Consider the following 16,282-nt stretch of genomic DNA (forward strand, 5'->3'; position numbering starts at 1 on the left):
TTGCGCATAAAAAGTAGTTCGTTTGTTATCGAATTTAAAAAAAGGATGTATTTTTGTTGGGTATTACACGTGAAATCAAAACAATGAGGCATAAAACAAACCGGGCAATTGTATTTTTTTGTTTGTTATTACTGTTAACGGGCTGTAAACAAAACACAAGCCATTCTGATTTAGCTTTTCCGGGCATGAGTCCGGACTCTGTGGAACGGTGCGCCCAGGATTCATTGTTTACCAATACTCAATATTCACGTCATCTGTTGCGACAAGCCTTATCGGGCACCTCTGACAGCCTATCCTATTACCGTCTTTTATCATTCTATTCCAAATCTTATTTTGTTACGGCGGATTTTGATTCAATCCTGTATTATAACCAGTTTATTAAGCGTTTTTGCGACAAGGTTACACCTTCACCGGAGGTACATGATTTGCTTTCTACCGTTTATAATATAGAGGGTAACGTTCTGATGCAGCGTACTCAGCCCGACTCTGCAATCATCTCCTATGAAAAAGCATACAAAGAAAGGTTACAGGGAAAGGAGCCGGACTATCTGCCGGACTTATGCATAAATCTGGCTGATGCCAATGTTCATAAAGGAGATTATACGTATGCTGCGTATTACTATCGCCGGGCCTTGTTTCTTTGTGATTCCCTCGGATTACCGGATCGTAATAAGTTTCCGGTTTATTATGGTCTCGGACAGACATACATGGAATTGCGCGACTTTGAACTTTCCAATCATTATTATGAGTTGGCCGGGGCTTTTTTTGACCGGATGAGCGTTTCTGAGAAATGGACTTATCTGAATAACCGGGGAAATCATTTTTATTATAAGAAAGATTACCCCCAGGCTGTCTGTTACATCAGTCGTGCATTGGATGTGGTAGAGTCTTATCCGCAAATGGTTTTTGAGCAGAATCTTTGTAAGGCAAATCTCGGTGAGCTTTATGTGATAACCAATAAACTGGACTCAGCGCAACTATATCTGGACGAAAGTTATAGATTCTTCTCCGAAATCGGGAATCAATCGGCGCTCTATTACATAGAGACACAAATGATTGAGCTTGCACTTAAAAAGGGGAATGTGGCTCTTGCCGGACAAATTATCAAACGTTCGGCCAATTATGGACATATAGATGCCAATATGATAAACATACGTAATCACTACCTTCAGCATTATTACGAACGGGTAGGGGATTATAAAAAGGCTTATGAATATCAGAAATACGATCTTCAACTTAATGATTCTATTCGCAATGAACGGGTTCGTACTCGCGTTGCAGAATTGGATATGCGTTATCGGCAGGATACGATTGTGATGCGTAGAGAGTTGGTGATTGAGAAGCAAAGAGGGGAGATGAAGGAACTGAAACTGACAGCATATATATGGGCTTTGGTTTGTATTGTATCTGTTGTCGTGGCAGGATGTATTTATTGGTATATGAAGAAGAAGCGTATGTTTCTTCAGGAACGGCATATCAATCAGATCGGGCGTCTTCGCATGGAGAATATTCGAAACCGTATTTCACCCCATTTTACATTTAATGTGCTGAATCGTGAGATTAGTCAGTTTAAGGGTGACGGGGCTTTGTGTGATGATCTTACGGAGCTGGTCAGGCTGCTTCGTAAGAGTTTGGAGTTTACGGAGAAACTTAGCGTTTCTCTTTATGATGAACTGGAATTTGTGAAAACCTATATTCGTCTGGAGCAGGGACGGCTCGGAGATGATTTTTCAATGGATATAAAGATCGAAGGGGGCTTGGATATTCAACAAGTGATCATCCCCTCAATGATTGTACAGATACCGGTAGAGAATGCATTAAAACATGGGCTGGCCGGAATCGAAGGTTTAAAGTCGCTCCGCATATCAGTCTGCCGGAGAGGCAATGGTATATTGGTTGATATTTGTGATAATGGGCGTGGATATTCACCACAAACTATGTCATCTGCGCGTGGGACAGGAACAGGGTTGAAGGTACTTTATCAGACCATTCAGCTATTGAATGATAAAAATCGAGAGAAGATATGTTTCGAGATAAAAAATCTGGCGAATAATGGGCAGACCGGAACACAGGTTTTAGTCTATATACCATTTGGCTATTCTTACAATTTATAAAGATAGGAAATATGTATAAGGTGATTATTATAGATGATGAGAAGGCTGCTATTGAGGCTTTGCGTCGGGATCTGGAAATGCAGGCTGATCTGGAGATAAAAGGGACAGCCGGCAATGGGGCAAAAGGGAAGAAGCTTATCATGGATATACATCCTGACCTTTTGTTCCTGGATATAGAATTGCCTGATATTCAAGGAATCCGTTTGCTTAGTGAGATTCGTGAGCAGGTCTTGTGGGACATGAAAGTCGTTTTCTATACTGCTTATGATAAATATTTGCTGCAGGCTCTGCGTGAGTCAGCCTTCGATTATTTGCTGAAACCTTATGATACTGAAGAACTGAACTTGATTATTGAGCGTTACCGTAAAACAATGGCTGCTGCCCAACCCATTCCCTCTTTCTCTTCTGCTGTCGGTACTTTAATTCCCGGTAGGGATCTATTTATGATCAGTACAGTGACAGGTTTCAGATTTCTCCGTCTTGAAGAAATAGGATATTTTGAATATTTGAAAGATAAGCGCTTGTGGCAAGTGGAGCTTTTTAATCAAACAAAGCTTTGTTTGAAGAAAAATACAACGGCTGGGGATATAACCGGTTACTCCGATGCATTCGTACAGATCAGCCAGTCGGCTATAATCAACATCAATTATTTGGCAATGATTAAAAGTAAGCAGTGCCTGCTTTATCCTCCTTTTAGTGATAAAGAGGACTTAGTTATTTCACGGGGATTTTTGAAGGAGTTGCAAGAACGCTTCTGTATAATTTAAGGTTTTTCTGTCAGATAAGCTTTTATTTTGCCATTTATACCTTGTCTGCAACCATATATCCTATTTTTAGATAAAGAGGAGTTGTTGTACTCTCTCTTTGCTTGTATCTTTGTGAGGTACGATTACTCTTAAAAAATACTGAGATGAACAGTATTAAACAATTAAACAATTCTCTTGATAGTTGACTGGTTGGGTAAAGCCGGAGCTTTTTGTGAAAAAACTCCGGCTATTTTGTCGGGGTACTTTTAAAGGTCATTTCTTTGATTTACTCTTTTATGTTTCACGTGACACAAAAAAAAGACCGAAGCTACTGCAACGGTCTTTTCAGAGTATGTATTGTGTTAGATCTTTAAGAGAGTAAAGTATTGGAGAACTATAGATTAGGGTTATCCATTGTAACAGTCATTTCCGGAGCCAGTATAAATTCTTGTTTCCGGTTATTCCATTTATAATAGTTTGTAGTAACAGTTTTGCCTTCGTATGTATAGCGAACGAGCAGATCATTTTCCCAGTTATTTTTATAGCTGTTCCATTTCATGGTCTGACTTTCAATCATACGTTTATTGGTATCGTATTTATAGTTGTATTTCATGTAATTGGCCAAAGAAGAACCTTCCATTTTATAAACGGTTTGTCCTACAAGCATGCCGTTTTCTTCTTCAGAGTTATAAATAAGATTGTTATCATAGTTCCGTGCACAAACTGTAATGCTGCTTACTAAAAGAACTGCTGATAATACTGCTGTTTTTAAAAATCCTGTTGTTTTCATGATATCTGTTTTTAAGTCTTTGAATTGTCAAATTTCCAATGTTAGTTGGTTTTAACGGCGACAAAGTTACATATAAAACGGATATAAATGCATAAAACCCGAAGTTTTTTATCATATTGTCAATTGTTGGCTTCCGGTTGAGATTACTTTTTGATCCATTTAATAGAAAAAAGATATCCGGCAGGTAGTTTGCCGGATATTTATATAAACAGTAAGTATTTTTAGATGCTTTTTAAGTAGCTTTCTGAATGAATGGTTAATGATTGTTATCAATGTGCTTGCAGCCAGTTTGTACCCCATCCGCAATCTGCTTTTAAAGGGACATGCATACGATAGGCTTTCTCCATTTCTTCAATAACCACTTGCTCTACTATCTCTTTTTCTTTTACCGGTACACTGAAGTTCAGTTCATCGTGTACTTGCAAAATCATTTTAGCTTTCAAGCCTTCAGCTTTAAAACGTTCATAAATACGGGCCATAGCAACTTTGATTATGTCCGCTGCACTTCCCTGTATCGGAGCATTGATTGCATTGCGTTCTGCATATCCCCGCACTACCGCATTGCGTGAGTTGATATCCGGCAGGAAGCGTTTGCGATGGAAAATGGTTTCAACATAGCCGTGTTCACGCGCCACTTGAATACTTTTGTCCATGTAGGCTTTTACTTGCGGATAAGTTTCAAAATAACCGTCTATCAGTTCTTTGGCTTCTTTGCGGTCTACATTCATACGTTCGGCCAAACCGAAAACGGAAATACCATAAATGATGCCGAAGTTGGCAGTCTTGGCTTTACGCCGCATGTCTGCAGTTACCTCCTTTATATCTACTTTATAGATCTTAGCCGCTGTAGCAGCATGAATATCATAGCCGCTGAGAAAAGCATCAATCATGTTTTTATCTTTGCTCAAGTGCGCCATTATACGTAATTCAATCTGTGAATAGTCGGCGGAAAAGAAGCTGCAACCGTCATCGGGAATAAAGGCTTTACGGATTTCTTTGCCATCTTCGTCCCGGATCGGAATGTTTTGCAGATTAGGGTTACTGGAACTGAGTCTTCCTGTTGCAGTAACAGTTTGATTGAATGAGGTATGTATGCGGCCTGTTCTTGGATTGATCAGTTGTGGAAGAGCATCAATGTAAGTGCTTAATAGTTTCTTTAGCCCTCGGTATTCCAGTATTTTACCGATAACATCATGTTTGTTGCGTAAGCTTTCTAAGACCTCTTCTGAGGTGACGTACTGTCCGGTCTTTGTTTTTTTAGCTTTTTCTACTATTTTCAATTTATCGAACAGTATTTCTCCTACCTGTTTGGGGGATGCAATGTTGAATTCTTCTCCGGCGAGGTTATAGATCTCTTTTTCGATACTCTGTAATCTTGTGGTGAAGTGCTCTGACGATTGTTTCAATGCTTCCGTATCTAAACGGACTCCGTTGCTTTCGATATTGACAAGAACGGGAACAAGAGGCATTTCTATTTCATAAAATAATTTCTCAGCATCATTCTTCTTTAATTCCTGTTCCAGGATATTTTTTAGCTTAAGCGTGACATCTGCATCTTCACAGGCATACAGATAAACATCTTTGGGAGAGAGGTCGCGCATGTTTTTTTGTCCTTTTCCTCTCGGCCCAATTAACTCTTCAATATGGATCGTCTGATAATGCAGGTAAATTTCTGCCAGATAGTCCATGTTATGCCGAAGCTCCGGTTGGAGTACATAATGTGCCACCATGGTATCAAAGAGTCTGCCTCGGATTTCAATGCCATAGTTCTGAAGAACGAGCATATCATACTTTATGTTTTGTCCAACCTTGAGTGACTTATCGTTTTTGAAAACAGATTCAAATTCCTGAACGATTTTAGTCGCTTCTTCTCGTCCCGCTGGTACCGGAATATAAAATGCCTGATTTTCGGCGATACTAAAGCTCATTCCGACCAACTCTGCATCCATCGGATCTGTTCCGGTTGTTTCCGTATCTAACGCAAGAATTTTTGATGTCAGCAATTTTTTAATTATTTCCTGTCTTTTTGATTCAGTATCAATGAGTTGATAGTCGTAGGTTAATGAATTTAAGCTTTCCAGATTTGATTTTTTCTCTTCAGTTGGAGTGTCGGGCGTAAATTCTTCGAATAGATTACCTTGAATGGGACTATTTTCTTGACTAAACAGTGGTCCGGCAGGAGAGGGGGACGGTGATGATTCTTTTTTGAATATCCGTTCCATCAATGTACGAAATTCCAGCTCCTCAAAGATTTTGCGGAGTGCTTCTTCGTCTGCTTGTTCGCGGACAAGTGAATTCATGTCGAGTTGGATCGGTACATCTATTTTAATTGTTGCCAGGAACTTTGAGAAAATGATCATTTCCCGGTTCGTTTCAACTTTTGTCTTCAATGCTCCCTTCAACTGATCGGTATGTTCAAGGAGATTTTCAATGCTGCCAAACTCAGCAATTAATTTCTGAGCTGTTTTTTCTCCTACTCCCGGGCATCCCGGAATATTATCGGAGGAGTCACCCATCAGTCCGAGCATATCGATAACCTGTGCCGGAGATTGGATATCGAATTTAGCTTTTACTTGTTCTATCCCCATTACCTCAAATTCCTTATCTCCATATTTGGGGCGATACATGAATACATGATCTGTTACCAGTTGACCATAATCTTTGTCGGGAGTCATCATGTAAGTGGTGATACCCTGTTTCCCGGCTTCTGTTGCCAAAGTCCCGATTACGTCATCTGCTTCGTATCCCGACACTTCGAGGATGGGAATTCGGTAAGCTCTGATGATATCTTTTATAATAGGTACGGAAAGGCGGATTGCTTCCGGAGTTTCTTCGCGTTGGGCTTTGTATTGCTCAAAAGCTTCGTGGCGGAACGTGGGGCCTGATGGGTCGAATGCAACTCCGATGTGAGTGGGGTTCTCTTTCTTCAATACTTCTTCCAGAGTGTTAACGAATCCCAGTATGGCCGATGTATTAAATCCCTTGGAATTAATGCGGGGATTTTTTATGAACGCATAGTACGCCCGATATATAAGAGCATAAGCATCTAAGAGGAACAGTTTGCTGTTTTGATTCATATTTTTCAGTTTTTTCATGGTAAAAGTACAAAAAAATACCGTATTAACCGTTTTATTATTACTTTTGTGCTCAAATAGTGTGTGCATGGATAGCTTATCTTTAATAAAGTCCCCGATTACTACGGAGCTGGAAGATTTCAAAAATCTGTTTGATAGTTCTCTGTCCAGTTCAAATCTTTTGCTTAATAATGTGATTGCTCACATCCGGCAGAGGAATGGTAAGATGATGCGCCCTATTCTTGTGTTGCTTGTAGCAAAGCTTTATGGAGAAATAAAGCCTGCTACTTTACATGCAGCTGTATCCCTTGAACTTCTTCATACGGCAAGTCTGGTGCATGATGATGTAGTGGACGAAAGCACGGAACGTCGTGGTCAACTGTCAGTAAATGCTATTTTTAATAATAAAGTAGCGGTATTGGTGGGGGATTTTCTTTTGGCAACGAGTCTGGTACATGCCGAGCGCACTCGCAACCATGATATTATCGGTGTGGTAGCATGTTTAGGACAAGATCTGGCAGAAGGAGAAATACTGCAACTTTCCAATGTCAGTAACCGGGAATATTCCGAAACGATTTATTTTGATGTTATCCGCAAGAAGACAGCTGCTCTTTTTGCAGCATGTACCAAGGCTGCAGCGCTTTCGGTAGAAATAACCGATGAAAAGGCTGAATTTGCGCGTCTTTTTGGCGAAAATATTGGAATCTGCTTCCAGATAAAAGATGATATTTTCGATTATTTTGAGAGTAAAGAGATTGGTAAACCTACCGGAAACGATATGCTGGAGGGTAAGTTGACTTTACCCGCATTGTATGTACTTAATACTACTAATGATGCATGGGCGCAGGAAATGGCTCTCAAAGTGAAGGATGGTACGGCTACAGTAGACGAAATAGCCCGTTTGATTGAGTTTATCAAACAAAACGGAGGGATAGAGTATGCCATAAAAGTAATGTACGAATATAAAGAACGCGCTCTTGATTTACTGCGTATACTCCCGGATTCGGCAGTAAAGACTGCCCTGATTACATATGTGGATTATGTCGTTGATCGAGATAAATAACTTTTTTATTTCAGTGTTCTTTTTTTCCATGGGCTTTCTTCATCTTCTGTCGCTTTTCGGTAGAGGCTAATATTTCTTTCCTGTTTTTCTTTTTCAGAAGCCTCCATTGCTTGTCCCAAAAGGAAACTTTTTCCTACTTCAGTCCAATTGCTAAAAGCTTGCATACATTGTTGGCCCGCCGAACAAATATAATTCCACGCAAGGTCTTCATTAATATATCCGGTATCGTAGGCTATCCGTACCAGACATACCATTCTTCCCATATCCCATGCTAATACCCCTTTTTTTAAGTCTTCTTCTTTGATTTCAACAGCCTGACCAGCTTTTGTACAAGTGATAAAATTGTGTAGGTTGTTGCATTTTCGTATGAAAAGTTCAATGCCGAAAAAACGCTCCCGTAGTTTTTCCTCCAGTTCTTTGGGAGCATATTCTGACAGTAGAAAGGGTAGGAGAATACTGAATGAAGTACGGTCGCCTTCATCATGCAGGAAGTGAATCATTTCAATAACAGCCGTTTCGTTTTTGATTCTTGGACTTCTCTGAAGAAGTTTAGAGAGGGTTTCTTGGTTTGCTCCTGTTGTCAGACTATCTACATAGAAATGCTCTTGCAGACTTGGAATCAGACTGATAAATAATCCGGTTTCCTTTGCCTTGTCTAAACTCTCCCTTTGTTGGTTCCGGTTGAATTGTTGAAATAATGCCTGTTCTGTCATACTCTTGTTTATTTTAATTCTTTGTTAACCGAAAAGCGTGAGAACTGTTGCTCTGTATCTTTCCTGGGGCTTCGGCAAGCCGTTATGATGATACAAGCAACAGTCTCACGCTCCGTTCGATATATAACAAGAGTATATACGTGAAGGTGCGTGAGACCCGTTTGCTTATTACCTTTCATAACATGAATTTTGCCGAATTCCAGGAAAAAGATAATAATTGAAACGTTCTCTAATACAATGATTTAGCCTATTCTCTGTGGGCTAATATCAACGCAAAGATAGAAAAATCTTCTGACTTCTCTATAGGTAACTTTAGTTTTTCTTAAATAAAAATACCGTGTCACCCCACATTAATAAAGGGGACGACACGGCATGACATATTTGATTGCTAATGTAGCCTTTAGAAGAATTTTAGTTCTTCGCCTTTAATTTCAGACAGGAGCAGATTTGCCAAACGACTGGTTCCCAAACGGAACAGTTTGTTACTGAGCCATTCTTCACCTAATATCTCTTTTACAATGGTATAATAAGTCAAGGCATCATTTACGCTGTTAATGCCGCCAGCCGGCTTAAAACCTATTTTATTTCCGGTTTGTTCGTGGTATTCTTTGATGGCCTGGCACATTACATAAGCTGCTTCCGGAGTTGCTGCTGGTTGCTGTTTTCCGGTGGATGTTTTGATGAAATCGGCTCCGGAATACATCGATAGGATAGAAGCTTTTTTAATGTTAGAGGCAGTCTTTAGAGCACCTGTTTCAAGGATTACTTTCAGATGATGCTCTTTACAAGTTTCCTTTAGCTCCATAATTTCTTCACACATCGTTTCGTAGTCACCGTTTAGAAATGCCCCTACAGGAATCACGATATCTATTTCGTCGGCTCCGTCAGCCACTGCCATTGCGGTTTCTGCTATCTTTATTTCAGTAAATGTTTGCGAAGAGGGGAATCCTCCTGATACGCAAGCGATATTTACACCTTCCACCTCGAGTGTGTCTTTTACCACCTGTGCAAAATTAGGATATACACAGATTGCCGCAACGTTCTTCAGATCAGGAAATTCATTATCGAACTGATTCACTTTTTCAGTGAATCTCATGACACTTTCATCGCTGTCTGTCGTATTGAGTGTGGTCAGATCAATACAGTTGAAAAGGAATTTTTTTACCTCCTCCGTATTGTTCTCCGGTACTTTTTTATCGATTAATGCTGCAACTTGAGCCTGTACGTCAGCATCGTTCAGTTGCGTGTTGTACTTAGCCAGAGCGGTCAGGTACTTGTCTTGAGGAGTATCATTCATTTCCATGTTCTCTCAGTTTTGGATTGTTGATATGTCTTTTATTATCTCTTTGAGTTTTCTTTTCCAGATTTCGTGCAAATGCCTCTGTGAGGTTTACGCCGGTTTGGTTCGCGATACACAGGAGCACCCAGAGTACGTCTGTTATTTCGTCACTGATGTTGTCTTTTTCGCCTTCCTTAAAAGATTGATCGCCATATTTGCGAGCCATAATGCGGGCCAATTCGCCTACTTCTTCCGTGAGAACAGCCATATTGGTCAGTTCGCTGAAATAACGTACACCGTATTCGTGTATCCACGAATCGACGGCTTTCTGTGCTTCTTCTAATGTCATTATTCCTTGTTTTTGGTATCAATACAAATAGTTACAGGCCCATCGTTCAATAATTCTACTTTCATATCGGCTCCGAATTCTCCTGTTCCCACTTCCTTCCCTAATGCACAACTCAAATCTTTGCAGAATTGTTCATAAAGCGGGATTGATATTTCCGGTTTGGCGGCCTTAATATAGGATGGACGGTTTCCTTTTTTTGTAGATGCGTGTAGCGTAAACTGACTGATTACCAATATATCACCTCCTGCATCTAAGATTGATTTATTCATAACTCCGTTTTCGTCATCAAAGATGCGGAGATTTACGATTTTCTTGCATAGCCAGTCAATATCCTCCTGTCCGTCCGTATCTTCAATACCTGTCAGAATCATCATTCCTTCCCGAATTGCGGATTTACAGTGTCCGTCAATTGTGACTGAAGCGTGGCTGACGCGTTGTATAACTACTCTCATTCGAATTATATTGCTTATCTTTACTATTGCAAAGATAGCTATTTTTAGCGATTATTGAGACCCTCTTTTACGATTTTTGCCTTCGATTCACCTATTACCGTGGCCACTTCTTCCATAGAAGCTTCTTTGATACGTTTTACGCTTTTGAACTCTTTCAGCAGGAGGGTTTTCGTTTTTTCCCCGATTCCCTTGATGCTGTCCAGAGCGGATGATACCTGTCGTTTGCTACGTTTGTCTCTATGGAAAGTAATGGCGAAGCGGTGTACTTCATCCTGGATCTGTTCCAATAGCCGGAATAAAGGGCTATGCTGTTTGATGCCGATTGTTTGAGGTGGGAAACCGAAAAGCACTTCAGAAGTTCGGTGTTTGCGGTCTTTGGCAAGCCCGGCAATAGGGATGTCCAGTTGCAACTCTTCCATTACTTGTCTGACTACCTCCATTTGCCCCTTTCCACCGTCAGTGATAATCAGGTCGGGCAGGGGAGATTCTTCCTTTAAGACGCGTTGGTATCGTCTTCTGACAACCTCTTTCATTGAGGCATAATCATCGGCACCTACAACTGTTTTGATATTGTATTTTCTGTAATCGTTCTTTGATGGCTTTGCTTTCTTAAAGACTACGCAGGCTGCCACTGCATCTGTCCCCTGGATATTTGAGTTATCAAAACATTCTATTTGCATCGGTAATCTGTCCAGATGTAGCTCCTGCTGAATCTCCTTCATCAGACGCATACTGCGTTGTTCGGGATTCAGTTTTTCAGCTTGCTTCATCCTGTCAGCCTTATATTGTTTTACGTTGAGTAGAGATAGTTCCAGCAGCTTCTTTTTATCGCCTCGCTGAGGTATGGTAAATGTGACGTTGTTCAACTCCATTTCTATATCGAAAGGAACGATAATCTCACGCGAAGCGCTTTTGTAACGTTCTCTCATTTCGATAATGCCCAATGTGAGCAGTTCTTCTTTTGTTTCATTCAGTTTCTTCTTGTACTCAAAAGTGAAAGCCTGATTGATAGCTCCGTTTGTGATATGGAGATAATTGATGAAAGCTGATTTCTCACCGTCTTCTTCGATCGAGAATACATCTATGTTATGCAGCACCGAACTGACAACCTCGGATTTCGAACGGTAATTTTCGATTAATGCGTATTTTTCTTTCACCTTTTGTGCTTCCTCGAATTTCATTTCAGCGGCTAATTCCTGCATCTGTTGGTACAGCATTTTGCTTATTTCCTGAGTATTCCCTTTAAGGATCTCTTTTATTTCAGAGATGTTTTTCAGGTATTCTTCTTGTGATTGCAGTCCGATGCATGGTCCGGCACAGTTCTTGATGTGATATTCAAGGCATACATTGAACTTCCCTGCACGAATATTCTCAGGTGAAAGGTTTAGGCTACATGTGCGTAAAGGGTATAAGTGCTTTATCAAATCGAGTACGGCATGCATGGACGGAGCGTGACTATATGGGCCGTAATAGGATGAACCGTTTCGGATGATACGCCTGGTTTTGAATACTCTTGGAAAGTATTCGTTCTGTACACAGATGGACGGATATGTTTTATCGTCTTTCAGCAGGACATTGTAGCGCGGCTTATACTTCTTGATCAGGTTATTTTCAAGCAGTAACGCGTCTTCCTCTGAATTTACTACGATGTAGCGTATGTCTGCGATCTTGCTTACTAATACACGGGTTTTTCCGGGTTGATGTTCTTTGCTAAAATAGGAATAAACTCTTCGTTTCAGGTTTTTTGCTTTTCCTACATAGATAATGGTGCCTTCGGCATTCAGATATTGATAAATGCCGGGCTTTTCAGGAAGGTTTGAAACAATTCCTTTTAAGTATTCGCTGGTTTTAAGTTCTTGATCTGTATTCATAAAAAAGGGCATAGTGATTATCACTATGCCCTGCAAATATATTCATTTTATTTATAACGACAATACGGATTGTACCTCTACGTCTTTGTCGTTTTCGAATACTTTTTTCCCATTCAACTCTTTTAATTCAATAATGAAGTTGATATATACTTTCTTCGGATGGAGTTTCTTTACGAGATTACAGGCGGCTTTCATTGTGCCTCCGGTTGCCAGCAGGTCATCGTGCAATAATACTACATCATTTTCGTTCAAGGCGTCTTTATGTATCTGCACTGTATCTTTGCCGTATTCTTTGTCATAGCTTTCTTCCATTGTCTCGGCAGGGAGTTTCCCGGGTTTGCGGATAGGTATGAATCCTGCTCCGAGGCGGGTTGCGAGAATCGGGCCCATAATAAAGCCCCGTGATTCGATACCTACTACCTTGGTGATCCCTTTGTCTTTGTACATTTCGTACATAATATCCGAGAGCTCCTGGAGGCGCTCCGGGTCTTTGAACAGTGTAGTGACATCATAGAATAAAATTCCGGGTATTGGGAAATCCGGTATTTCCCGGATGCTTTTTTTAAGCTTCTCTTTGCTCATAATCATTGTTTTATATCGTTTCTTTAAATGTTTTGTTTCACGTGAAACGCAAGTGCCCTATCGTCCGGAAAGGACCAGTAATACGTTGATGTCGCTTGGCGAAACACCGGGAATCCGGCTTGCTTGCGCTATTGTTTCGGGATCGATTTTCTTAAGCTTCTGCCGGGCTTCAGTCGAAAGTGATTGAAGATTGTCATAATCGAACTTGCCTTTTATCTTAATACTTTCAAGTCTCGCCAACTTGTCAGCGATGATGCGTTCCCGTCCAATGTAGCCTTCATATTTGATTAGAATTTCTGCAGCTTCCAGAATTTCGTCTTTCCTTTCATCTGTGATTTTTTCTAATTCGCGTTTAAATGCCGGTATGTGTTCGGAGATGTTCTCTATTGTAATTTGCGGACGATTAATCAAATCAATCAACTTGCATCCGTGGCGTAGGGGAGTAGTCCCTAATTTTTCAAGTGCATCGTTTATTAATGCAGCTTTAATTGAATAGTTACGGGCAAAGTTTACGATGCTTTCTATTGCTTCACGCTTGCTCTTTAATAAAGCATAGCGGTCCTCTTTTACTAACCCCAATTTGTATGCTCTTTCTGTGAGTCGCATATCTGCATCGTCCATGCGAAGAAGAATGCGATATTCGGCTCGTGAAGTAAACATGCGATAAGGTTCGTCAACTCCTTTAGTCACGAGGTCATCGATTAATACGCCAATATATGCTTCATCTCTTGCTAAGGTGAAAGGCTCCCCGCCATGGCAATTGATGTGTGCATTAATACCTGCAATGATACCTTGTCCGCCGGCTTCTTCATATCCGGTAGTACCATTTACTTGTCCGGCGAAGAAGAGATTTCTGATTTTCTTCGATTCCAACGTGTGTTTTAGTTGTGTCGGATCAAAGTAGTCGTATTCGATAGCGTATCCCGGTCGATAAATAACGAGGTCTTTGAAAGCGGGAATCTTCTTCAGTGCTTTTATCTGTATATCCATCGGCAAAGATGAAGAGAATCCATTCAGATATAATTCCTGCGTAGTTTCCCCTTCCGGTTCAAGGAATAACTGGTGCTGTTCTTTATCGGGAAAGGTTACGATCTTTGTTTCGATACTCGGGCAATAGCGTGGTCCGATACTTTGTATTTGCCCGTTGAAAAGGGGAGAATCGGATAGGCCGTTGCGCAGAATGTCATGTACTTCTTCATTTGTAAAGCACGTCCAGCATTGCAATTGCTTAAGATGTCGCACACTGGTATTCATGAAGGAGAATTTGTGGAAGTCGCATTCACCATCCTGGGTGTCCATCAGTTCGTAATGTACGCTTCTTCCGTCAATACGTACAGGAGTGCCGGTCTTCATTCGTCCGTATTCAACGCCATGTTTCGCGATGGATTCGGTTAATTCGTAAGAGGCCGGTTCTGCCATACGTCCACCCGGAAGTTTTGTTTTTCCTACATGCATCAGTCCGTTCAGGAAAGTTCCTGCGGTCAATACGATGCATTTGGCGTGAAACGTCACATCCCAGAAAGTCTTCAGTCCCACAACCTCTCCGTTTTCAACGATGATTTCCTTTACGGTATCCTGCCAGATATGTAAATTAGGTATATTTTCTAATATTTCACGCCAGGTCCAGATAAATTTATTCCGGTCGCACTGTGCACGCGGGCTCCACATAGCCGGTCCTTTCGAACGATTTAGTATACGGAACTGGATAGCTGTCTGATCTGTTACCAATCCCATGTAGCCACCCAAAGCATCTATCTCACGTACAATTTGTCCTTTAGCAATCCCCCCTACAGCAGGGTTACAGCTCATTTGCGCCACCTTGTTCATATCCATAGTGATAAGGCAGGTTTTTGAGCCTAAATTTGCTGCCGCTGCAGCAGCCTCACAGCCTGCATGTCCAGCACCAATTACAATAACGTCGTACTTAAAATCCATTGAATCAATGTTTATTTCTTAACCGCGCAAAGTTACGAAAAAGTTGCCAGTTGCGGGTTTTATGCAATAAGTTTTAAGTGTTTATAGGTATCACAAACCAATGATTTAATTTATCGATAAGATCTTAATTTTGCCTTTTTACTGTCAAAACGTTTGTGATTTGAACGTTTTAAAAAACGCTATTTGGGACGAAATGTTCTCAATAGCCAAAAATATGAGCAATTGGGGCTCTTTTGGAGCGTAGGCGGTCAAATGAAGTTAACTTCATACCTTCGGGAAGTTAACTTTTTGTTGATAAGATACTAATTCTTTCCAAGTACGAAGTTAACATCGTATTAGCATGAAGTTGGTTTTTTGTTAAAAGAGGATGAACTTTACACTCAATAAGCTATTTAATAGTGTAAAAAACACCTTTTCTTTTTCTGAAATTCATCAGAAGTGTTTATGCTATTAAATGTCTTTTTGTTGAATGCATCTATTTTTTGCTTTCTAATATCCATGTTCTGGTTTTCTGTTTGGTCTTTTTGCTTGGGAAGGGTATAAATTCTTATCTTATTGAATTTATCTAATTCAAAATGCCAGCGTTTTTTTGAGTATTGTTTGGTTGGACGGAAATAGAGCGTTTTAGAAAGGTTTAAAAATACAGAATGACAGATAGACAGTTGTCTTCCCTTGAAAAATTTGGAAGTGGCTGAAAAGAATCGTAAGTTTGTCATCATAAAGCATTATAATTATGAATAAGACATTTGTTGGTTTTATCTTTTTATTGTCTTTAGTGAGCGGAGTAGTTTCTTGTCAACGCTCTTCGTCACCGTATCCGTATTCTTTGAGATATGCCGATTCTTTGATGGAGATATCTCCTGAACGTACGTTGGCTTATCTTCGTAAACTTGATGTTTCTACTTATTCAGCGGGTGACCGAGCATATTTCAGTTTACTTTTGACGCAGGCTACTGATAAAAACTTTTTGCGACTTCTTCCCTGCGATTCACGATTGATGCCGCACTAGATTATTATGCTAAAAAAGATCCCATATCTTCATATAGCATTCCTTTCAGCTTTAATTCCTCCCCGGTATTTCCTTCAACTCCCTGCAAAGCAGTAAAGCAACTCTTCAAAGCCTGTTCAGTCATATTCATTTGTTTTTGGATCCGCCCTTTATAAAGCCAAGCTTTAGCCCAATTAATACCATCGATTTATTTTTACTCAATCTCTTTATCAGAAAGCGTTTGATGCGTTTTATCGCTCTTATCAATGTGATTCTTTACTGAAGACCATAATGTATTAATGTATTCCTCAGAAAGGACGTTTTTT

The 16,282-nt window shown here is 40.3% G+C and carries 14 protein-coding genes and 1 pseudogene; 4 read left to right on the top strand and 11 right to left on the bottom strand.

The window, feature by feature from the left end; genetic code table 11:
* Positions 1 to 83 precede the first annotated feature (83 nt).
* On the top strand, positions 84 to 2,114 hold the full coding sequence (locus tag R3O62_RS05165) for a tetratricopeptide repeat-containing sensor histidine kinase (RefSeq protein ID WP_032530757.1): 2,031 nt from the start codon (positions 84 to 86) through the stop codon (positions 2,112 to 2,114).
* Between the two features lie 11 nt (positions 2,115 to 2,125).
* Positions 2,126 to 2,881: a LytR/AlgR family response regulator transcription factor gene (locus R3O62_RS05170; protein WP_005779643.1), complete on the top strand. Its 756-nt coding sequence runs from the start codon at positions 2,126 to 2,128 to the stop codon at positions 2,879 to 2,881.
* Between the two features lie 373 nt (positions 2,882 to 3,254).
* Here the strand turns inward: R3O62_RS05170 and R3O62_RS05175 are convergent, their stop codons facing one another.
* Positions 3,255 to 3,650 (bottom strand): DUF3836 domain-containing protein, encoded by a 396-nt coding sequence (locus R3O62_RS05175; RefSeq protein WP_005779642.1) that lies wholly within the window; start codon positions 3,648 to 3,650, stop codon positions 3,255 to 3,257.
* A gap of 269 nt (positions 3,651 to 3,919) precedes the next feature.
* Positions 3,920 to 6,727, bottom strand: coding sequence for a DNA polymerase I (gene polA, locus R3O62_RS05180; RefSeq protein WP_269110223.1), 2,808 nt, complete (start codon positions 6,725 to 6,727; stop codon positions 3,920 to 3,922).
* Positions 6,728 to 6,812: 85 nt separating this feature from the next.
* Here polA and R3O62_RS05185 point away from each other — a divergent pair, with 85 nt between their 5' ends.
* Positions 6,813 to 7,787, top strand: coding sequence for a polyprenyl synthetase family protein (locus R3O62_RS05185; RefSeq protein ID WP_022011643.1), 975 nt, complete (start codon positions 6,813 to 6,815; stop codon positions 7,785 to 7,787).
* A gap of 5 nt (positions 7,788 to 7,792) precedes the next feature.
* Here the strand turns inward: R3O62_RS05185 and R3O62_RS05190 are convergent, their stop codons facing one another.
* The 8 genes from R3O62_RS05190 to R3O62_RS05225 all read right to left on the bottom strand — a co-directional run bounded on the left by R3O62_RS05190 (position 7,793) and on the right by R3O62_RS05225 (position 15,687).
* Positions 7,793 to 8,500 (bottom strand): DUF1266 domain-containing protein, encoded by a 708-nt coding sequence (locus tag R3O62_RS05190; protein ID WP_005779637.1) that lies wholly within the window; start codon positions 8,498 to 8,500, stop codon positions 7,793 to 7,795.
* A gap of 400 nt (positions 8,501 to 8,900) precedes the next feature.
* The gene (deoC, locus tag R3O62_RS05195; protein ID WP_186993242.1) at positions 8,901 to 9,803 is read right to left on the bottom strand and encodes a deoxyribose-phosphate aldolase; all 903 of its coding nucleotides are present in this window, start codon (positions 9,801 to 9,803) and stop codon (positions 8,901 to 8,903) included.
* Positions 9,790 to 10,128 (bottom strand): nucleotide pyrophosphohydrolase, encoded by a 339-nt coding sequence (locus R3O62_RS05200; protein WP_005779634.1) that lies wholly within the window; start codon positions 10,126 to 10,128, stop codon positions 9,790 to 9,792. Before R3O62_RS05200 ends, deoC begins: the two co-directional genes overlap by 14 nt.
* Entirely contained in the window at positions 10,128 to 10,580 is a 453-nt protein-coding gene (gene dtd / locus R3O62_RS05205) for a D-aminoacyl-tRNA deacylase (protein ID WP_005779633.1), read from the bottom strand. The genes R3O62_RS05200 and dtd overlap by 1 nt, the downstream gene beginning before the upstream one ends.
* Positions 10,581 to 10,624: 44 nt before the next feature.
* Complete coding sequence (uvrC, locus tag R3O62_RS05210) at positions 10,625 to 12,451, bottom strand: excinuclease ABC subunit UvrC (RefSeq protein ID WP_186993241.1); 1,827 nt, start codon at positions 12,449 to 12,451, stop codon at positions 10,625 to 10,627.
* Positions 12,452 to 12,502: 51 nt separating this feature from the next.
* A complete protein-coding gene (locus R3O62_RS05215) occupies positions 12,503 to 13,039 on the bottom strand; it encodes an adenine phosphoribosyltransferase (RefSeq protein WP_080546255.1) in 537 nt (178 codons plus the stop codon).
* 51 nt (positions 13,040 to 13,090) lie between these two features.
* A complete protein-coding gene (gene mnmG, locus R3O62_RS05220) occupies positions 13,091 to 14,968 on the bottom strand; it encodes a tRNA uridine-5-carboxymethylaminomethyl(34) synthesis enzyme MnmG (RefSeq protein WP_005779630.1) in 1,878 nt (625 codons plus the stop codon).
* Positions 14,969 to 15,360: 392 nt separating this feature from the next.
* Positions 15,361 to 15,687 (bottom strand): hypothetical protein, encoded by a 327-nt coding sequence (locus R3O62_RS05225; RefSeq protein WP_269110224.1) that lies wholly within the window; start codon positions 15,685 to 15,687, stop codon positions 15,361 to 15,363.
* Between the two features lie 14 nt (positions 15,688 to 15,701).
* On the opposite strand from R3O62_RS05225, the pseudogene R3O62_RS05230 reads away from it, so the two are divergent.
* Positions 15,702 to 16,001: pseudogene (locus R3O62_RS05230) on the top strand (tetratricopeptide repeat protein); the annotation flags it as partial.
* Here the strand turns inward: R3O62_RS05230 and R3O62_RS05235 are convergent.
* Positions 15,982 to 16,107, bottom strand: coding sequence for a hypothetical protein (locus R3O62_RS05235; RefSeq protein ID WP_255469881.1), 126 nt, complete (start codon positions 16,105 to 16,107; stop codon positions 15,982 to 15,984). The pseudogene R3O62_RS05230 and the gene R3O62_RS05235 sit on opposite strands and share 20 nt — an antisense overlap.
* Positions 16,108 to 16,282 lie beyond the last annotated feature (175 nt).

It is taken from the genome of Bacteroides hominis (genome assembly GCF_033042785.2).
Lineage (GTDB): Bacteria > Bacteroidota > Bacteroidia > Bacteroidales > Bacteroidaceae > Bacteroides > Bacteroides hominis.